This window comes from Metabacillus endolithicus (assembly GCF_023078335.1).
GTDB lineage: Bacteria > Bacillota > Bacilli > Bacillales > Bacillaceae > Metabacillus > Metabacillus endolithicus.
Genome location: NZ_CP095550.1, coordinates 3,745,229 through 3,764,419, shown reverse-complemented (window position 1 = coordinate 3,764,419; position 19,191 = coordinate 3,745,229). Strand labels below are relative to the sequence as shown.

Sequence of the window (19,191 nt, the reverse complement as noted above, 5' to 3'; positions counted from 1 at the left end):
ATTAAAAACTAAGATTCCTATTCCAAAAATGAAGTAAGAATATAAATACATCTTAAAATTCAAAACATTTTACTAGAACTCTTAGTAGAACATTCATAAGCGAGAGAAAAAATTAGATTATGAAATAACCGGACGAACCCACTGCAAAAATGGACTCCGAACATGCAAGTCCGATCACCTTTTTATGAATAATGACATGGCTAGCCTGCAATTCATCACCATCAATGATTACTTTATGCCCCATGTTAATCCCTCCTACGGAGCTTCATTCGAACAATCGTCCGATAAAGGTTAAAAAAATAAGCTAACCTCGGCAAATAAACACTAACATTAAACGAATGATCGGTCAATTAAATATCTGAAATTTCTATATAAATGTTATATAAACTTAACATATAATCGAACACATATTTGATTGTTTGGATTTTTCAATTGGTTTATTATAAAATTAGAATAAAAAATAGGAGGAACTATGAGCAGGCCAGTTGGACGAGATAGTGAAAATACTAAGAAATTTATTAAAGAAGTAGCAACCAAAATTTTCGATTATAAAGGTTATACAGCAACATCAATGGAAGATATAAAAAAAGAAACTAATCTAAGTAAAGGTACCATATACTATCACTTTAAAAATAAAGAAGATTTGTACCTATATTGTCTTACTCAAGCATCTAATGATTTTGTGGATAAATGGGGGATAATATCAAAAAAAGAATCAAATGCTGAAGAAAAATTATATTCATGGGCAAAGCTAAACAGTATGGAATTGCAACAACCATTAACGAACACTATCCCTGAATATTTGGTTTCAGTGAAGAAAGATGATTACACTCCCTTTATAGACATGTTTAAATATGAATTTGATATAATTCAAGCTATTCTCGAAGAGGGTAAAAAATCTGGTGAGTTTAAATCCGATTTAAATATTGAGAGCACTACCCATATCCTCTTCAGTTTAATTTCTTCTCTAAGTAATTCTTTCTTCTTTGGTTATAAAACACCAGAGGGTCAAAGAAATCTTTATACTAATGCCATTGATATTATTATTCATGGTTTAAAAGCTTAAAAATTAAACTTGCTATCTTTCACTGAACGCTCTACTCAACTATTAGTGAATACTCTAATAGCCTAATTTCAATGTAGTTGTCTGCTGCCGATAAAACTCCCGGCGGGACGAATTCCACCCGCAATATGAGATTCAGGCATTGGCTCGGTTGCACAGCTCATTTAGCTGGATAAGGGTATATTTAAAAGCGTTAATCCTCGTAGATTAACGCCCCTGATTGTTTTTAAATGGTATTTTTTTTATAATTTCTATACAAACCACGCTCCCAATAACGCCAGCTAATACACTAGATGTTAGTAGTTTTAAACCATAATATATACCTGTACCAGTAAAACCCTCCAGTATTATAAACTTTTTAATTGTGGAACTTCTAATTGTATAGAAAATTACTTGATTTTGATTTTGATTTTTCATGGCCAACCACATCCTATTTTTTATATAGATATGATTGATCAGGTTGTCTTATTCTAAAACCTTCAGGCATGTTTTCCTTGCCTCACTATCTAATTCTCTCAGTAACAGAAAGTGTTTTTTCTTTCACATAGGCATTATAGCTAGCGTCCCTTACTAATATCAATGGACCCATCCGCTTCTTCAATCGTATAATTAAGCTCACACAACGCTGCATGCCCTGTGCCCGCATTATTCCATTCGTTAGAACTTTCCTCTCCTGCTTTTTCAAATTTTTCAAATACCTTTATTTCCCAATTTTGCATTAGTTCTTTCAAAAGTGTTCCTAACGTTGCACTCATAATTCCGTTACCTATTAAAATGACGTCTGTTGTTGTCCCACTATTGCTCATTATTACCTCTCCGTTCTTATTAATCTCAGCTTTTCTTTCACATAAAAAAGAAAACTTCACCAACTTGGTGAAGTCCGTCTAAATGAATTCAAATTCAACAAATCTATCAATAAAGTCATTGAAATATTTCAATGATTACAGAGCCTTTTCCCCATCAGTTCCGTTATACAAGTGGTCCGCCTTGCTTAACAATCTCTTCCGAACGTTCGAGTTGTGCTCTTCAATTTTTTCTCCAAGTATTTCCGCATAACGAGATGCATTAAGCGGCAAAAATGGTGAACCAAAGCAAGTAGAGAACGTTACTTGTGGAGATGTAATTCCTCGCTCTGTTCCTGCTAGTTTACTAGTATAGCTGCTTAAGAAATGATACATAGCTTGTTCTTTCGATAACTTGCTGATTGGAGGTAATACACCGAATGCATCAGCTGTTAGAAACACAATTGTATTTGGATGTCCCGCAACACTAGGAATCATAATATTCTCTTTTGCCTCAAGTGAATACGCAGCATGTGTATTTTCTGTTAGAGAAACATCGTTGTAATCTGCAACACCATTCTTATCAATCACTACATTTTCTAGAACAGAACCGAATGTAATGCTGTCGAAAATTTGAGGCTCCTTCTCTCGAGATAAATTCACACATTGCGCATAGCATCCACCTTCGATATTAAAAACACCCTGATCAACCAACAGTGCTCGTCATCGCCAATTAACTTACGATTTGGATCTGCCGAAAGCGTTGTTTTTCCTGTGCCGGATAAACCGAAAAACAATGCCACATTACCTTCTTCAGAAACATTTGCAGAACAGTGCATAGGAAGAATATCTTGTTCTGGCAGCAAGTAGTTCATAACAGAGAAGATCGATTTCTTCATTTCGCCCGCATACTCAGTACCACCAATAAGAAGAACACGTTTTTCAAAGACAATAATGAATGTTTCGGAATTTATACCGTCAACCTCCGGATTAGCTTTGAACGTTGGAGCAGATACAATTGTAAATGGTTCCTCATGTTTCAGAGGATCAGCCCCTGTTGACGAATAAACAATTGATGTGCAAATAAATTGTGTCAAGCATATTCATTTATTACTTGAATTGGTAGGCGGTAGCTGTGATCTGCACTTGCAAAACCGTTAAACACGAAGATTTCTTCTTTATCTTTCAAGTATTCTAGTACCTTAGTATAAAGATGATCAAAATGCTCTCTGGAAATCGGTTGGTTTACAGTACCCCAATCAAAGATAAGGCTATCTTTTGAACATCACGGAGGTAGGTCACTTAATAAACATGTTATTAACTAAATAGTTTCATTAAAAGCGTTGCCATTATTACTGTAGCAGCACCACCAAGCCTTGTTGCTACTTGAGCAAATGGCATTAACGACATTCTGTTGGAAGGAGATAAGATCGCTATGTCCCCTGTTCCTACTTAAACTGGTCGAAACAAATTTATATAAATGAAATAAACCTTGTTCCATTTTTGCTGGCATAATCTGAAGACATTTTACCAATGTTGCAGCAACAATCATTAGAACAGGAGCTTTAATACCTAAAAACATCATTTGAGATACATATGTTTTAGGTGATTCACCTAAAACTTGCGAATTCTAGTGACAAAAAAACGTCTTAAACCCTTTAGTCCAAGAGTTTAAGACGTTTTACCAATAGGAGCTTTTTTCAATTATTTTGCTGGTCAAGACATAATGAATCATTATTAGTGAATAGTAATTATATTATTGATAAAAATAGATATGATGAATGAATATATTACAAGTACAGCTTTAATTAATCACTTATGAAATACATTAGTTTTAGTTACTTCTCTTCTAAGGAGACTATCATATGGACAAACTTATTGAGAATTTAGACTTTGGAGCAGAAGGTCTCTGGTTTCCTATTACAATAAGTATTTTATTATCAATAATTGTATTATTTATTCCAAAACGAAACATTACTTGGAGAGAAATATATATCACTATTGGTATTGTAGGTTTTGCTACTTGGATAAGTGATGCCGTTATTGCCAGAACATTGGATCTAATTGATTTAGGTGACCCAAACAAAACTGGTATTGGAGAAATATTCTGTTATACCTTAATTCCAACTTCATTTAGCATTCTGTATCTAAATTACCTTTCAAAAGAAAACAAATGGAAAATAACAATCCTTTTCATTGTTTTGTCTTTTTTAGTTGAAGCTGGAATGCTTTATTTCGGATATATGAAATATAATGGATGGAATTTAGCTTTTTCATTCATTGCTTTTGTTATTGCTTTCGGTTTTTTATTACCACTTCATTCGAAAATTATTAAAATGTAATTCTAATGAGATAAAAAGTGATTATCCAGGTGATTATCACTTTTTAAAAACCGTTAACCTCAAAACATCCTTCATAAAATCATCAAATGTACCAAAATTCTTCTGATTATACCATCTTTGCACAGTTTGCATTAACCAAAAAGGAATGGTTTTACCATCAATCAAATCATAATACTGCTCGTATGCATTTTTCAAATGCTCCCATCGTAGGTCATTTCCTTCCTTACCGTATTCAGATACATCAATAACCTTCGCCCTCCCTTGTTGAAGCAAGATATTTTTCAAATGAATATCACGTGGGTTCAGTCCCTGTTCTTTTGCAAAATCCCTAGCATCTTCAACGTCCACAATAACTTGATGTGGAATATGAATTCCTTGCAAAACGCAGTCGTATAGAGTAATACCCTCTTCAAAGCTTAAAACTAAGTAACGTTCATAAACAGCGTAGTAACAAGTAGCGAAAAATGGTGAATTCTTTAACCTTTGATAAACCTCTGCTTCTGTTTGAATTTTTTCCTTTTTATCCTCTGCATAAAGCTTAAAGGCGTATTGTGGTTTATGAGCATATTGAAATACAGCAGCATCCGTCCCAACACCAATACATCTTAAATCATCCAAGCTGCCGTGAATTGTTACAGGTTTATTATTAGGATTTGATGTGATTTTAATTTTAGACAACAACTTATCAACAACTAACCATTCCTTTTCCATAGCTTCACCCTTTTTCTTGAGTACTTTAGTATTCTAATCGTTTCTTGTTATTCCATATATATGCTAGTTCTAGGGCTATGACCCACCCACCAAGCCAAACAATCCCCGCAAGAAAACCTGCGAAAACATCAGATGGATAATGAACTCCCAAATAAATACGACTGATTCCAATTAAGAAGATAAGGCAAATGAGCGATGTCACCACTCCAACTTTACGTATCTTCCTTCTGTCATATCGAAGAGACAAATAAACTAAAAATCCATAAAGCAGCATGCTGCCCATTGAATGTCCACTTGGAAAACTTAAACCGTCCACTTCAATTAATCTATTATCATTTGGACGATCTCTATTAAAATAGATTTTTAATAGAGAATTAAGTAACCCGCCTCCAGCCACAACAGTAAAAAAGCATAGAGTAGCTAACAAATCTTTGTATTTCAAGAAAAAACATACCATTCCAACAATAAGTAAAAATCCTAGCATAGTACTAGAGCCAAGATGAGTAATAAACACCATCACTGTATCCATTATCTGAGAAGAATCGGACCTAACAGCCTGTATCATCACAGAATCAAACGGAAAAGAATTGTTTTCCAATAAAGTAAGTGACAATTGAATAAAAATCACTACATTCATAGCAAGTCCAACAAAGACAGTTAATAACCATATCTTTGACATATTAAGGTGTTTTCTCTCAATCTCATGTTTCAGAACAGATTTCATCCACATTCTCCATTCATTCATTTTTTAATAGAGTAGGGTAACCTCTTTCAAGGCTACCCCCTCATCAAACCGTACGTGTCCTATTAAGACATACGGCTTACCAATGTGTTTGAATTAATCAGTATGTTGCTAGTCGCTTGGCATAGTTCATTTTACGAACGCGTTCAGGAGTGTAATATTCCTCCCCGCGTTCCTTTGCTCTTTGAATTTGCTTTTGTTGTTTCTTCTTTTGCTTTTCTTTCATGTATTGAATGTAGTCATCCAATGTATGACCAAATTGCTTTCCATAATACAACTGAAACGCAGGTACTAGTCCAATCTTAGTGAAATATTCTATGTTCCACTTCGTATTCATGGCATACCCCTTGCGTTGGCTTGGGTGGTCATGAATCATGGCCACTCTCAACCTTCTTCGAACGTAAGAATCCATTGCGAGTAGTTCATTCTTAAAAACATTGAAATAACAGTTTAGTTTATGCCCATGTTCTTTGAATTCTTCTACTGCTTTCCAAATCGTTAAATAGAAATTAACTTTCCCTCGAATCACAGAGTTCACTATCTCAAGCCACTTTTCTTTGCTTAAGGTTAAAGTCTTTCTTGTTCGTTGTTTAATTTTAAGGCGAAAGTCACTCCATGTTTCCTCTTTGGGTTTCGTAATGTAATACGGTTTCCCATCTTTCTTACGTTTTCTCCAATGCTCAAAAGTAAAGCCCAGGAAGTCAAAGTCATCATTATTAAAATCAACGATTTTAGTCTTCTCCACAGAGATTTCTAACCCAAGTTCTTTTAATACTTCCTTTGTAACTTCTTCAGCCTTCTTTATTTCCTCCTTGCTCTTGGCAAAGAGTAAGAAATCGTCCGCGTAGCGGACGAACTTTATCCCATGTTGGTCAAGAGTCCAATCCAATTCATTTAAATAGATATTGGCGAGTAAAGGCGAGATCACTCCACCCTGCGGTGTTCCAGAATCTACCTGATGGTATTTACCTTCTTCCATATATCCTGCTTTTAGCCATTTCCAAATCATATCAAGGACGGTTCCATCCGCAATGTACTTGTTTAACACTTTCAATAGCTTCTTGTGGGGAATATTGTCAAAGAATCCTCTAATGTCACAATCATAAATATAGTTGTAACCATTTTCGATATTCCACATAATCAATTGTAGTACACGCTTCGCCCCCACATTGGGACGATAGCCACAAGACCATTTATGGAAAATGTCCTTTTCAAACTTAGGTTCTAGTACATTACGTAATGCCTGTTGAACAATACGATCTTCAATGGTTGGGATACCTAGTGGGCGTTTCTTCCCATTCTTTTTTGGAATATAAACACGTCGCACTGGTGAGGGTACGTAATCTTTCGCTCTTAGTTTCATGAGTAGATTTTCAAGGTTCTCCTCTAGATTCTTCTCATAACTTTCAAGCGTTTCCTCATCTATTCCTCCTGCACCCTTATTCACTTTTACATTCTCCCAAGCTGTTTTGATCTTTCGATCAAAGAGAATTTGCCCATAGACACTATGCCATTTTAATTTCAAAGTCTGATTCATTCTTATTCGACACCTTTCAATGTGTACTTTCAGTTCGTTTATACCGAAGTATCGTTTACTGTTAACATTACACACTTTTAGTTGTGTAGAGCCACAAGGTCATTCCCCTTCCGTTCGATGATTGTTTAGTCAATCACCTACTTCCGTACTATGAGAACGTCTGACTTCTCTATCCACAAGGCTCATTTCGGATTATCCTTATAAAGCCTTGCCCTTATGGTAAGATAGAGACCTCACGGGGTTATCGTACTTTCCTTCTGTACATACCCAGCACCATCACCGAATAAGCTACGACAGATCGGCTGATTTCTCTGACCTGCCATTACAATTATTGTAGACTTCCCATTATTTGCGGATGGTCGCCAACTTATCCTGCCGCCGTGCTTCACACTTATTGCATTTGGGTCTGCACATCCGACTGCGGTTCTCTCGATTTACCGCATCTCCATCAGACAAAGCCTCACGACCATGCCATAGATTAGTCTTCACTAGTTGTATCAGCACCCTAGTGGAAGGACTTTCACCTTCGAGAAAATGAGTCTTCCAGGATTCGGGAGCAGTTGTTATCGAAATAACTTACTCCAACCTTTAACAGCTCATTCAGTGCAGATATCTGCACAAGGTACGACTGTCCGTCGCACACAAAAAAGACCCTTACTATTTAGTAAAGGTCTAAAAAAAAGACCTTCACCAATTAATAAAATTGGCAAAGGTCTCGCTAGCAATATAAATTGCCAACAAAGCCGGGGCCTAAATCTCCCGAAATGACGACTTTGTTTAACAGCTACTCCCCTTTGAGGAATATCGAACATTTAGTTGAGCTAATTCTAGCAAAATATGCGATCATGGTCAATCATTAATAGCTGGGAATTCATCTCAAAGAAATGAGTCGTTACTTTTTATTTTCTATTTCACAACAGGATTCTTCTGATCCTCATTTAACTGTTGTATCATCCCTTGCAGCATTTCTTCGGTAAACTTTCCATCACTAGCACGTAATGGCATATATTTCATCATCGCTGCCATCATTTCTGCACCTTCCCCTTCGTCCTCATCAGCTGCTGCAAATGGACTTCCTTCTTGAGCTTTTGCTAACATTTCTTTCGCTAGCGGTGCAACTTTAGGGTTCGCAAACAGATCTCCTATTGTTGTATTACGATGAACAACTAATGGAAGCTCTATTGAAGATTCTACTGTTACCTTTTCTGATAAAACAATTCTTTAGAGCTTTTCCCTACTAATAGTTCAAATTTTCCACTTTCAACATGCCAACCTTTAAGCTCCGTATTGTAGTAAGCAAAAGCACGTTTATTTAACGAAAAAGTAACTGCTTTTTCTTCACCAGGTTGTAGTTCTACTTTTTCAAACCCCTTTAGTTCCTTCTCAGGTCTACTTACACTGCTTTGTACATCTTTTACATAAAGCTGAACAACTTCCTTACCAGCAACAGCACCTGTATTTTTCACATTTACTGTAATAGTTAGTGTTTCTGTATCTTTTAGTTGTTTTGAGCTTACTGATAGATTGCTATATTCAAATGTAGTGTAGCTAAGTCCATATCCAAATGGGAATAAAGTTTCTACATTTTTTGTATCATAATAACGGTAACCAACGAAAATTCCTTCGCGATATTCTACTCGATCTCCCTCACCCGGGAAGAATAAATACGAAGGATTGTCACTTAATTGTTTTGGAAATGTTTCAGCAAGTTTCCCGCTTGGATTTTCATCTCCAAAAAGAATATCCGCAATGGCTCCACCAAGTGCTTGACCTCCAAGATAGCCTTCAAGTAACCCTTGTACTTTATCTAACCATGGCATTTCAATTGGTGCACCGTTGCTTAACACAACAATAATATTAGAGTTTACTTCAGCAACAGCATCAATTAAACGCTTTTGATTTTCAGGAATGTGTAAGTGTACACGATCATATCCTTCAGACTCATAACGATCTGGTAAACCAGCAAACAAGACAACTGTCTCTGCTTGAGATGCCACTTCTTTAGCTTCATTTGATCTCTTTATGGAACAAGCATTAAGTGATTTTGCCGATCGTGTACGTAAACAAAAACAACAAAGCTACTCAAAACCGATTAACAAGTGTATGAATTATATTTATACACATCTTTACGAAGAATTGACCCTAACACACCTAGCTGACATCGCTGATATGCACCCAAATTATTTATCTTCCCTCTTTAAGAAAGAAGTAGGCATACCCATTGCGGAATATATACACCGAACGAAAATTGATGAAGCCAAAACATTGTTAACTTTTACGGACTATTCACTTTTAAAAATTTCTACGATCTTAAACTTTCATGATCAAAGTTATTTTACAAAGGTGTTTAAGAAATATACCGGTGTTACACCTAAAAAATATAAAACTTCAACTTAAGAAAAAGGTTAGTAACAATAAATATATTTGCTACTAACCTTTTAAATATAATACATATATGGAGTTTGATTGTTTTTATCAGAAGAAGTTGATACCCGTATCCTCTTATTTTCAAGTAACTTTTCAATTGTATAGTAATTTATTTCTTCATTAAATTTCTTATCCCAGCCTAATTTTTCTGCTGTTTCCCTAACAGTACCTTTCATTCCAACAAAGTACATGGAAATATCTTTTTCCTTCTTAAGTTGTTCCTTCAAATCTTCAATTACCTCAAAGGACGGTGTGTCCATATCATTAACTCCAGAAAAATCGATGATGACCATGTTAGCCAGAGGCTTTAAATAAAGAAACTCCCTGAGTTTATCTTCCAAATAAGAAATGTTTGCAAAGTGAATCGAAGAATCAACTCGAATCATAATTAAATCATCAAGTGTAGTCGCTTGAGGAAATCTCTTTATATCACGAAATATTTGTTCTTTTTCAAGATATCCCATTTCAATAATATTAGGTCTTGTTATTCTTGCTAACAACAAACAGAAGTTAAAAATAGCACCAACTAAAATTCCCCACTGAATTCCGACAAATAAGGTTACAAAAAAAGTTACAATCCAGCTCCATCCGTCTATTGATCTTACATTGAACAAAAATTTTGCTTGTTCAATATCAATTAATTTATAAACAGCAACGATGATGATCGCAGCTAGAACTGCATTCGGCAAATAATAGAAATAAGAAGTAAATAACATAAGCGTAATGATCATGAACATACTAGTGAAAATTGACACTAATTGCGTAACCCCACCGCTTTGATGATTTACCGCACTTCTTGAAAAACTTCCATTTACTGGGAAAATATAAAACAACGAACCTAGTATATTAGCTAAACCTAATGCTTTTAACTCACGATTTGGGTTAAGTTTATATTTTTCTTTATCCGCAATTGTTTTCCCTATTGCCAATGACTCCATAAAGCCGAGCAAAGCAATGATGACTGCTGGTATAATTAATTGCTTCACACTGCCTAAAGAAATCGTTGGCAATACTAAATTAGGAAGTCCATTTGGCACCGTACCAACAATTTGAACTCCTTTTCCATGTAATGAAAAAATGTACACACTTAGTGAAGACAAGAGAATTAGGACAAGAGTAGCTGGAAAACGGGAGTTTATTTTTTTGAAAACAACTAGAAAAATGATACTACTTACTCCTAAGAGAACAGTCATCCAATGTAAGTTCGTCAATTCCCTACCTATTCCAACTAGTAAATGATGTGCTTGAAAATACGTACCAAGATCAATTCCGATCAAATGTTTAAATTGACTAAGACCGATAATGATCGCTGCAGCCGAGGTATAGCCGCCCAAAACAGACGGTGAAATGAATTTCACAATAAAACCCATTCGTAATACTCCTAGCAAACATTGAATCGTTCCCACCATAAGTGCCAATAAAATAACAAGAGTTATATAATCCTGTGACCCTGGCTCAGTTATGCTTGATATTCCTGAAAAAACAAGTAAAGATGTTATGGCTGTTGGACCAATTGATAAATGCCTTGAAGAGGCAAATAATGCATAAATAATTAAAGGAATGGTTGAAGCATACAACCCCATAACGGGTGGTAAACCAGCTAACATCGCATATGCCATACCTTGAGGAACGAGCATCACAAACAAGGTTAAGCCTGCAATCAAATCTTTACTTAAAAGGTTTTTGTTATATTGTTCCAATCCTGGTGGAATATACTTTTTAATGGTCATCTTTTACCATTCCCTTTACTATTAAAGTTGTTCTTATATATACGATAACACTCTTTTTAACGGAAGCATATTGCAACAAATGCATAGCATATAACAGATTGTTATAGCTAGTTTATTTTCCTGATAAGCCGACCTAGGGTATTATATAAAGATAAGATAAATTTTTCTAATTGGGAGGGTATTTATGAATATAGAAAACCTTAAAATGTTTTGCTTAGTCGTTGATGAAGGAAGCATTAGTCAAGCAGCAAGATTAAGCTTTGTGTCTCAGCCGGCTGTGACAAGACAAATCCGCCAATTAGAAAATTTTTATGGTACCTTACTATTTGATCGGACAGAAGGAAAGCTTATTGTTACAGAAACAGGGAAAATGCTCTATCCTTTTGCAAAAGCCATTATTAATGATTTTGACAGATCTAAAGAAGTGATCCTTCAAGCTACCGGAGAGTACAATTCAAATCTTAGGGTAGGTGCTTCTTTGACTATTGGTGAGTTTCTATTACCAAGTTTACTTGGTCGATTTAAAAAACATGCACCAGATATAAAAGTAACCTTAACGATTCGAAATACACCAAGTGTGTTAGAGGATTTAACGAATGATGTGATTGATATTGCATTAGTTGAGGGAATTGTTGAAGATAAACATCTGATTGTGGAGAAATTTGCCAATGATGAACTCATTCTCGTTTGCCCACCTGATCACCCATGGAAGGAGCGATCTGAAATTCAAATTGAGGAATTAGCAAACGAAAAAATGATTTGGCGTGAATCAATTTCGGGGACAAGACTCATCGCAGAAAATGCCCTCAAAGAGTATGGAATTTTGGAAAAGATAAATAGTTATATGGAAATCGGTAGCACACAAGCCATAAAAAGTGCCGTTGAGTCAGGTCTTGGAATTAGCATACTTTCTAAACTAACTGTTGCTAGAGAATTAGAACAAGGCTATTTACAAGAAATAAAAATTAAAGATGTACATATTGAAAGAAGCTTATGGCTCGTTAAAAAGCCACAGCGATTTCATCGAGAAGGTATCTCTCAATTTGTAGATTTTATTCAGCATTAAGAAAAAAGGCAACAAATCCGATAATAGATTTGTTGCCTTTTATAAATTCTACAACCCAAACAAATTAGGCAAAAACAGGCTAATCTGCGGTACAAACGTAACCAACACTAAAATCACGACAATCGCTACATAAAACGGAAGCAATGGTTTAATAATTTTCTCAATCTTCACCTTCCCTATACTCGCCCCTACGAATAATCCTGTTCCAACAGGAGGTGTAATCGTTCCAATACATAAGTTAAAGACAAAGAAGATTCCGAAGTGTACAGGATCAATTCCTAAGTTTGTAGCAATTGGTAAAAAGATTGGTGTGAAAATTAAGATGGCAGGTGCAATATCCATAAATGTACCAACAATCAATAAAATCACTGTGATACATGCAAGGATAACGAATTTATTGTCTGAAATGCCTAAGATTCCATTACTAATAGCTTCAGGTATACCCGTTAGCGCCATAACAAAAGACATACCTGATGAAGCTGCAATTAAAAACATAATAACACCGGTCATTTGCACTGCTTGTACTAAAACACCTGGTAATTGCTTAAGAGAAATAGAACGATAGAAAACAAGAGCTAAAAATAATGAGTAAACCACACAAACTGCCGAGGCCTCTATCGCTGTAAAAATCCCTGAAAGAATTCCTCCAATAATAATCACAACAAGTAATAAACTAGGAATAGCGTCTATAATAATTTTTCTAGCTTCACTAAAGGAAACCATTGGAATGACCGGATATTTATTTTTCTTAGCGATGAAAAACGCAACCAGCATAACAGCCAATCCCCATAATATTCCTACAACATATCCACCCATAAATAATGCGGCAATTGAAGTTCCACCACTTATCAGAGAGAAAATAATGAAGGCTGAACTAGGAGGAATTAACATCCCTGTTGGAGCTGATGCAATATTAACTGCTGCTGAATAGGTTTTACTATATCCTTCTTTTTCTTGCAGTGGAATCAGTGTTCCACCAATTGCTGTTGACGCAGCAATTGCAGAACCAGAAATCGAACCAAAAAACATATTTCCGATAATATTTGTATGTGCTAATGATCCCGGAATTCTACCACCTATTAACTTTGCTAGATTCACGAGCTTGATCGCGATTCCACCATTATTCATAATAATTCCTGAAAGAATAAAGAACGGTACTGCTAATAGAGAAAAGCTATCTAAGCTAGTAATCATTTTTTGTGCTGAAGTGAATACAGAAACATCAAAAGGTAAAACAATAATTACTGTTGCTAGAGAAGCTAATGCGATACTAATCGCAATCGGAATTCCAATAACCATTAATAGGGCAAAAACAGCAATTAAGATCAAGCTTGCTTGTAACTCCATAGGTTGCACCTGCTTTCATTAATAATTGTCTTAACTTGCATTTCTCTGTTTGATAACGGTTACTTTTTTCTTTTTATGTAGCAACTCCAAAATATTCGTTGTGCTGTAAAACAGAATAAAAACACCAGATACAGGTAAAGCCAAGTAAACAAATCCCATCGGTACATGCAAGGCAGGAGAAATCTGTGCCATTGTTAATGAAGCAGCCTTTGCTCCACCATAGACCATAATAATTGCAGAGAATAATAGGAAGATAGATTGAATGAGAATATCTAGTTTAATTCTTGATTCCTCAATCAAACGATCTCTTAAAAAGGTAATCGCAATATGCTCATTTTTTCCTACAACATATGCAGCTGCCAGCATAGCTAACCAAATCAAGCTATACCTTAATAGTTCTTCTGTAAATGTACTTGGATTTTTTAGAATGAAGCGACTTAACACTTGCCAACTTGCAACCGCTACCATCAATAAAAATAAAGTACAAGTAAGAAATTCTATGACTCTATCGACACTTTTCTTTACATCTCTCATCGTATCAACCTCTATCATTTATTTTCTTTCAATTTCTGAATATCTTCATACAATTGCTTGAACTCTTCATTATTGGCAAATTCATCATGTAACGGCTGTACGGCTTCTTGGAAAGGCTTCTTATCGACTTCATTAAAGACTACACCAAATTCATTTTCTGATCTTTCCTTTGCTTGATCGACTGCATCCCTCCAAACGACTTTTTCAAATTCCGTTGATTCCTTTGCTGCTTCATAGACAGCCTCTTGTTGCTCTTTTGTTAATCCTTCTAACGTTTCTTTGTTCATCACCATTATGTCAGGAACTCTTGTGTGTTCGTCATATGAATAAAATTTTGCTACCTCACCATGGCCCGCTTCTGTTATAGCAAATTCATTATTTTCCGCACCATCTAAAATCCCTTGCTGCAAGGAAGTATACACTTCACCGCTATCCATCGGTGTTGGTGAAACCCCTAGTAATTGAACCATTTTGATTGCTGTTTGACTTTGCATAACCCTAATTTTTTTACCTGCTAAATCACTTGAGCTTTCAATTGGTCCATCTGTCATATAAAAACTTCTTTGTCCAGAATCATAATACGTTAATCCAACAAACCCCAACTTTTCTGTTGATTGAAAAATTGGTTGAACAAGGTCACTATCCATTACTCGATAAAAATGTTCTTCATTATCAAATAAGTAAGGTAAACCGAAAATGGAGTATTTATTAGAGAAACTTTCTAATGCCGATCCACTAACTTTTGTAATATCTACTGCCCCTGTTTGCGTTAATTCGATTAATTCACGTTCTCCACCTAATTGACTATCAGGATAATATTCAACCATAACTTCTCCATTTGTTTTCTCAGAAAGTAACCTTCCAAACTCAGCCATTGCATCTTTTACGGGTTGACTATTACTTGCATATGCAAACCGTAAAACTATGGAATCGTTCTCATTTTTACTATAGCCAGTGATTAAAATAACACATAACAACCCCATAACGATTACTGGAATGATTTTCTTCAATTTTTAATCCCCCTGTGAAATTAATCTCCCTTGCTCATAAGAGATTTAGCTAGCAACTTCACTCTGTCACTAGCCAAATCTATTATTCAACGAAACAACTTTTTAGAAAAATTCATATAAAAATTGAGATAAGCTTAGTACAGCTAACGATTGTCCGTAAGGCATTGTTGTCGTTTTGATTTCTTTATAAAACTCTAATGTATCACCCATACCTGTTCCAACCGAAACCTTTTGCAGAGCACCTTCATCATTAATTTCCTTCACAATTCCACGGACTGCCTTATAAGCCACTTCTTTATATTCTTGACCAATATATCGTTTATGAATAGACTTCAAGATACCATAAGCAAATCCTGCTGTTGCAGAAGCTTCTAAATAAGATGATTTGTCATTGATTAATGTATGCCATAATCCGCTTTCATCTTGATATTCAGCTAATGCCTCAATTTGTCTTTTTAATGTATCAAGAAGATATTCTCTTAAGAAGTCCCCTTCTTTTAAATCGAGAATTTCGATAAATTCCGGAATGGCAATAGTAATCCAGCAGTTCCCTCTTCCCCATAATGCTTCTGCATAATTATGATTTTCTTCAAAAGTCCAGCCGTGAAACCATAATCCTGTTTTACGATCACTTAAATACTTAATATGAATTAAAAATTGTCTTTTCGCTTCTTCGATATATTCTTGTTTATTGAAAAGTCTTCCGATCTTGGCCAAAGGTAAAACCGTCATCATTAAGGTGTCATCCCAAAGCTGATTTTTATTTTCAGGACCGTATGTCATATGTTGAAGACCGTTTTCCTCAGTTCGTGGCATATCATGCATAACCCACTCTGCCCAATTTTCTAAATAAGGAACAAATGTCTGATCCTTCGTTTCTTCATATAAAAACGCTAGCGTTAATAAAGGAGCCATTGTATTGACATTCTTAGGTGGTACACCTTCTTCAAATCTAGCTTTAAACCAATCAGTAATTATAGTTAAAGCCTTCTGACTATTTGTTAGTTTCCAATATTTAAAGATTCCATACAACCCAACACCTTGCGGCCAGTTCCAAACATTCCAGCTCTTATCGTCCACAATTAAACCATCAAAGTTTAATAAAAATTCACCTGTATTATCATTTATTTGTGAAAGATTATCCATTAATACATCTATGTAGTTAATAATCTCAGTTTTCTCTAGAAAAGCTTGTTTTTGAGTCATTGTAATCCCTCCAAAAATTATTGTAATAGCTTTAAATCTCAAAAAGATAAAACGTTTTCAATTTCATTTAAAATTCTCTTTGATTTGGCATAACCTTTTGTTTCTCTGCTATTTAACGTTTCTTTTTTATTTATTATGTTTATTTAGTATCACTTTTGTTTGTTTATTTCCACTTTCATTATAGAAAATTAATTCTTTGTGGTCAATAGGGTTTCTTTTATTATGTTTTGCTAGATTACTAAAAAACGCTAAAACCAGTGTTATAACAACAACTTCAACATTTTTATGTTTTTAGAAAAATAAAAAAATAACTACCAAAATGACTTTGGTAGTTATTTGTAAGTTTTATATGTAATAAAAAGAATTGTACTTTAATTTAAAACTGATAATAACGTTTTCTTAAAACTTTGATAAACATACAACCAAAGTGCGTGTTCCTCTTTATACCGTTTTTGTAATGATGAAATCATTTCTTTTTGTTTTTTCGGAAAAGAAGGATCGTCCTTTGCTGGAAGTGTAGCTCTGAGATCATCTACAATTCGCTGGACTTCTGGCGCACGAGGACCCCATTTTCCAATTAATGTACCTTCATCATTCAAAATTAAAACAATCGGTATCGCTCGTCCACCATTTGTTAAATGTCGGTCAATAAGTTCTGTATCAGCATCTCTTAATGTAACACGAACCTCAATATCTGCAGCTTCAGCCAGCCTTCGTATCACAGGATTAATCATCATAGCATCACCACACCAATCTTCTGTAATAATTAAAAAGTGCAGTGATTGCTTTGCTAATTCATCGGCAAACCCATCATCTAGTAGTTGAAGCTCTTGATAAACATGGAAGCTTTCCTCCTTTAAATTGCCCATCTCATCCATATATTGTTGAATTGACTTTCCTTCTCTAAAATACTGTTCTTCTGTTTTCATGAAAACACCTCTTTTACGTCTTTATATCATCATATTAAGCCTGAATTATTTTAAATGCAAAAATTGGTGCGATTTTTCCTCCGATGACCGGAGATAGGTCGACTACATGGAAGCAATGCCCCTATGCTCTTAAGTTAAGAATATTGACCAAATGAATATTCATTTCATCAGCAGATTCTTGAAAATCATGACGATACCATTCAATGATTAATCCGATAATGGCATTTGCAGAATAGGAATATAAAAAATCTGTAGAATTTCCAGGCTGTAGAGTATTTTTATCTTCTATAAAAATTGAACGTATTTCATCGAATAACATGTAATAATACTCTGATGATACTTCTTTTGATAAGATGATTTTATAAAACTCCTCAAATTTCTTTATATGATGAAAAATCCGAACTGTTTTTGGGTCTAAATTTTCTAAGTTAAGAAAATCGGTATGACGATACGGTTCATCATAAGATTCTTTTAAGTCTACCATCATTTCTTCAAAAAACTCCTTAAACACATCTCCAACTTCTTGATAATGAAAATAAAATGTACCTCGGTTTATTTTTGCTTCTCTACAAAGTTCCGTAACTTTTATATGTGTTAGTGGTTTCATTTTTAAAAGTCTCGTTAATGCTAAATGGATACTTTCTTTTGTTTTTTGAACACGCAAATCATTTTTATTCAAATAGCATCCCTCCTTTATCAAACACTTTCTAGTTTTTTGTTCAATATTGTACAAATCCATCATTTTTTGCTTATTGAATGCGGTTTCAACTATATATTATTATTTTATTGAACAAATGTACAATAACATTTAAGGAGGATCTTTCATATGAGATTAAAAGATAAAGTAGCAATTATAACAGGTGCAGCTTCAGGTATGGGAAAAGCAATCGCAGAACTTTACGCAAAAGAAGGAGCAAAAGTAGTTGTTTCTGATTATAATTCTGAAGGTGCTCAAGCAGTAGCAGAGTCTATTAACAACAGCGGTGGCGTTGCAGTTGCTAACCGTACAAACGTAGCTGAATTAGAAGATTTAGAACAATTATTCACTGAAACAAAAGAAGCATTTGGTAAGCTGGACATTTTAGTGAACAACGCAGGTATTATGGATGGTATGGAGCCTGTTGGAGAAATTACTGATGAAAAATGGGGTCGCGTTTTTGCAGTGAACACAACAAGTGTAATGCGTGCTATGCGTATTGCTACAAACATCTTCTTAGAGCAAGGTCATGGCATTATCGTAAATAATATATCCGCAGGTGGCTTACGTGGTGCGCGTGCAGGAGCAGCGTATACAGCTTCTAAACATGCTGTAACTGGATTAACAAAAAACACTGCATACATGTATGCTCAATCTGGAATCCGTTGTAATGGTATCGCCCCTGGTGGTGTAGAGACAAACATTGGTTCAAGTATGACAAATGTATCTGAGTTTGGATTTGGTCGTCAATCGACCGGACAAGGTACAATGCCACGCGTTGGAAAGCCGGACGAAGTTGCACAACTTGCTGTTTTCTTAGGTTCTGATGAATCTAGCTTTATAAATGGACAAGTGATCGCAGCTGACGCTGGCTGGACTGCTTACTAAAATGAAACAAATAACAAGCCCTGATAATCTTTTCGGGGCTTGTCTGTTATAGTTAGAATTCAATTAGTGATTTAGATGAAGCATCTATTTCTAGGGAATTATTCATGAGGGTATACGTAGAAGTAGTAGAATCGTGATTCGTAAATAGAACGGCATGTCGATTCACAAGCGAAGATTTTG

16 protein-coding genes and 5 pseudogenes are annotated in these 19,191 nt (G+C 35.1%); 5 read left to right on the top strand and 16 right to left on the bottom strand.

The genetic code is table 11. The annotated features are described in order from the left end of the window. Nucleotides 1-112: 112 nt before the first annotated feature. On the bottom strand, nucleotides 113-244 hold the full coding sequence (locus tag MVE64_RS27480; RefSeq protein ID WP_281730392.1) for a hypothetical protein: 132 nt from the start codon (nucleotides 242-244) through the stop codon (nucleotides 113-115). A gap of 228 nt (nucleotides 245-472) precedes the next feature. On the opposite strand from MVE64_RS27480, the gene MVE64_RS19260 reads away from it, so the two are divergent. Continuing rightward, entirely contained in the window at nucleotides 473-1,066 is a 594-nt protein-coding gene (locus MVE64_RS19260; RefSeq protein ID WP_247340365.1) for a TetR/AcrR family transcriptional regulator, read from the top strand. A 204-nt stretch (nucleotides 1,067-1,270) separates the two neighbouring features. Here MVE64_RS19260 and MVE64_RS19255 read toward each other — a convergent pair whose 3' ends face one another. From MVE64_RS19255 to MVE64_RS19240, 4 genes and pseudogenes are all read right to left on the bottom strand, one after another. After that, on the bottom strand, nucleotides 1,271-1,480 hold the full coding sequence (locus tag MVE64_RS19255) for a hypothetical protein (protein WP_247340363.1): 210 nt from the start codon (nucleotides 1,478-1,480) through the stop codon (nucleotides 1,271-1,273). A 149-nt stretch (nucleotides 1,481-1,629) separates the two neighbouring features. Continuing rightward, a pseudogene (locus MVE64_RS19250) lies at nucleotides 1,630-1,869 on the bottom strand (malate:quinone oxidoreductase); the annotation flags it as partial. 201 nt (nucleotides 1,870-2,070) lie between these two features. Further along, nucleotides 2,071-3,103: pseudogene (locus tag MVE64_RS19245) on the bottom strand (phosphoenolpyruvate carboxykinase (ATP)); the annotation flags it as partial. 59 nt (nucleotides 3,104-3,162) lie between these two features. Next, a pseudogene (locus MVE64_RS19240) lies at nucleotides 3,163-3,424 on the bottom strand (2-hydroxycarboxylate transporter family protein); the annotation flags it as partial. A 286-nt stretch (nucleotides 3,425-3,710) separates the two neighbouring features. Between MVE64_RS19240 and MVE64_RS19235 the strand changes: the two are divergent. Then, a complete protein-coding gene (locus tag MVE64_RS19235; protein ID WP_247340361.1) occupies nucleotides 3,711-4,187 on the top strand; it encodes a hypothetical protein in 477 nt (158 codons plus the stop codon). A gap of 36 nt (nucleotides 4,188-4,223) precedes the next feature. Here MVE64_RS19235 and MVE64_RS19230 read toward each other — a convergent pair whose 3' ends face one another. From MVE64_RS19230 to MVE64_RS19215, 4 genes and pseudogenes are all read right to left on the bottom strand, one after another. Next, on the bottom strand, nucleotides 4,224-4,898 hold the full coding sequence (locus MVE64_RS19230) for a serine/threonine protein kinase (RefSeq protein WP_247340352.1): 675 nt from the start codon (nucleotides 4,896-4,898) through the stop codon (nucleotides 4,224-4,226). A gap of 25 nt (nucleotides 4,899-4,923) precedes the next feature. After that, entirely contained in the window at nucleotides 4,924-5,622 is a 699-nt protein-coding gene (locus tag MVE64_RS19225; protein ID WP_247340351.1) for a phosphatase PAP2 family protein, read from the bottom strand. Nucleotides 5,623-5,740: 118 nt separating this feature from the next. Next, nucleotides 5,741-7,177 carry a group II intron reverse transcriptase/maturase gene (gene ltrA, locus MVE64_RS19220; protein WP_247340349.1) on the bottom strand — a complete coding sequence of 479 codons (1,437 nt, stop codon included), beginning with the start codon at nucleotides 7,175-7,177 and terminating at the stop codon, nucleotides 5,741-5,743. A gap of 906 nt (nucleotides 7,178-8,083) precedes the next feature. Further along, nucleotides 8,084-9,189, bottom strand: a pseudogene (locus MVE64_RS19215) (glycoside hydrolase family 3 C-terminal domain-containing protein); the annotation flags it as partial. A gap of 7 nt (nucleotides 9,190-9,196) precedes the next feature. Here MVE64_RS19215 and MVE64_RS19210 point away from each other — a divergent pair. Then, nucleotides 9,197-9,574: pseudogene (locus tag MVE64_RS19210) on the top strand (helix-turn-helix transcriptional regulator); the annotation flags it as partial. Nucleotides 9,575-9,615: 41 nt separating this feature from the next. Here MVE64_RS19210 and MVE64_RS19205 read toward each other — a convergent pair. After that, on the bottom strand, nucleotides 9,616-11,334 hold the full coding sequence (locus MVE64_RS19205; RefSeq protein ID WP_247340347.1) for a SulP family inorganic anion transporter: 1,719 nt from the start codon (nucleotides 11,332-11,334) through the stop codon (nucleotides 9,616-9,618). 184 nt (nucleotides 11,335-11,518) lie between these two features. On the opposite strand from MVE64_RS19205, the gene MVE64_RS19200 reads away from it, so the two are divergent. After that, nucleotides 11,519-12,400 carry a LysR family transcriptional regulator gene (locus MVE64_RS19200; protein ID WP_247340346.1) on the top strand — a complete coding sequence of 294 codons (882 nt, stop codon included), beginning with the start codon at nucleotides 11,519-11,521 and terminating at the stop codon, nucleotides 12,398-12,400. A gap of 48 nt (nucleotides 12,401-12,448) precedes the next feature. Here the strand turns inward: MVE64_RS19200 and MVE64_RS19195 are convergent, their stop codons facing one another. The 6 genes from MVE64_RS19195 to MVE64_RS19170 all read right to left on the bottom strand — a co-directional run bounded on the left by MVE64_RS19195 (nucleotide 12,449) and on the right by MVE64_RS19170 (nucleotide 18,105). After that, nucleotides 12,449-13,747: a TRAP transporter large permease gene (locus tag MVE64_RS19195; protein WP_247340344.1), complete on the bottom strand. Its 1,299-nt coding sequence runs from the start codon at nucleotides 13,745-13,747 to the stop codon at nucleotides 12,449-12,451. 30 nt (nucleotides 13,748-13,777) lie between these two features. Further along, nucleotides 13,778-14,281 (bottom strand): TRAP transporter small permease, encoded by a 504-nt coding sequence (locus tag MVE64_RS19190; RefSeq protein WP_247340342.1) that lies wholly within the window; start codon nucleotides 14,279-14,281, stop codon nucleotides 13,778-13,780. A gap of 14 nt (nucleotides 14,282-14,295) precedes the next feature. Next, the gene (locus MVE64_RS19185; RefSeq protein ID WP_247340340.1) at nucleotides 14,296-15,291 is read right to left on the bottom strand and encodes a TRAP transporter substrate-binding protein; all 996 of its coding nucleotides are present in this window, start codon (nucleotides 15,289-15,291) and stop codon (nucleotides 14,296-14,298) included. 102 nt (nucleotides 15,292-15,393) lie between these two features. Beyond that, on the bottom strand, nucleotides 15,394-16,497 hold the full coding sequence (bglB, locus tag MVE64_RS19180; RefSeq protein WP_247340339.1) for a beta-galactosidase BglB: 1,104 nt from the start codon (nucleotides 16,495-16,497) through the stop codon (nucleotides 15,394-15,396). Nucleotides 16,498-16,868: 371 nt separating this feature from the next. After that, on the bottom strand, nucleotides 16,869-17,426 hold the full coding sequence (locus MVE64_RS19175; RefSeq protein WP_247340338.1) for a thioredoxin family protein: 558 nt from the start codon (nucleotides 17,424-17,426) through the stop codon (nucleotides 16,869-16,871). A gap of 121 nt (nucleotides 17,427-17,547) precedes the next feature. Then, on the bottom strand, nucleotides 17,548-18,105 hold the full coding sequence (locus tag MVE64_RS19170; RefSeq protein WP_247340337.1) for a TetR/AcrR family transcriptional regulator: 558 nt from the start codon (nucleotides 18,103-18,105) through the stop codon (nucleotides 17,548-17,550). 147 nt (nucleotides 18,106-18,252) lie between these two features. Here MVE64_RS19170 and MVE64_RS19165 point away from each other — a divergent pair, with 147 nt between their 5' ends. Then, nucleotides 18,253-19,011, top strand: a complete 759-nt coding sequence (locus MVE64_RS19165) for an SDR family oxidoreductase (protein ID WP_247340332.1) — start codon at nucleotides 18,253-18,255, stop codon at nucleotides 19,009-19,011. Nucleotides 19,012-19,191 lie beyond the last annotated feature (180 nt).

Bases quoted from the DNA above. Each gene is read 5' to 3' on its own strand.
- bglB (WP_247340339.1), bottom strand. From the start codon at position 16,497: ATGACTCAAAAACAAGCTTTTCTAGAGAAAACTGAGATTATTAACTAC.
- ltrA (WP_247340349.1), bottom strand. From the start codon at position 7,177: ATGAATCAGACTTTGAAATTAAAATGGCATAGTGTCTATGGGCAAATT.
- MVE64_RS19255 (WP_247340363.1), bottom strand. From the start codon at position 1,480: ATGAAAAATCAAAATCAAAATCAAGTAATTTTCTATACAATTAGAAGT.
- MVE64_RS27480 (WP_281730392.1), bottom strand. From the start codon at position 244: ATGGGGCATAAAGTAATCATTGATGGTGATGAATTGCAGGCTAGCCAT.
- MVE64_RS19175 (WP_247340338.1), bottom strand. From the start codon at position 17,426: ATGAAAACAGAAGAACAGTATTTTAGAGAAGGAAAGTCAATTCAACAA.
- MVE64_RS19225 (WP_247340351.1), bottom strand. From the start codon at position 5,622: ATGAAATCTGTTCTGAAACATGAGATTGAGAGAAAACACCTTAATATG.
- MVE64_RS19230 (WP_247340352.1), bottom strand. From the start codon at position 4,898: ATGGAAAAGGAATGGTTAGTTGTTGATAAGTTGTTGTCTAAAATTAAA.
- MVE64_RS19260 (WP_247340365.1), top strand. From the start codon at position 473: ATGAGCAGGCCAGTTGGACGAGATAGTGAAAATACTAAGAAATTTATT.
- MVE64_RS19200 (WP_247340346.1), top strand. From the start codon at position 11,519: ATGAATATAGAAAACCTTAAAATGTTTTGCTTAGTCGTTGATGAAGGA.
- MVE64_RS19235 (WP_247340361.1), top strand. From the start codon at position 3,711: ATGGACAAACTTATTGAGAATTTAGACTTTGGAGCAGAAGGTCTCTGG.
- MVE64_RS19195 (WP_247340344.1), bottom strand. From the start codon at position 13,747: ATGGAGTTACAAGCAAGCTTGATCTTAATTGCTGTTTTTGCCCTATTA.
- MVE64_RS19205 (WP_247340347.1), bottom strand. From the start codon at position 11,334: ATGACCATTAAAAAGTATATTCCACCAGGATTGGAACAATATAACAAA.
- MVE64_RS19165 (WP_247340332.1), top strand. From the start codon at position 18,253: ATGAGATTAAAAGATAAAGTAGCAATTATAACAGGTGCAGCTTCAGGT.
- MVE64_RS19190 (WP_247340342.1), bottom strand. From the start codon at position 14,281: ATGAGAGATGTAAAGAAAAGTGTCGATAGAGTCATAGAATTTCTTACT.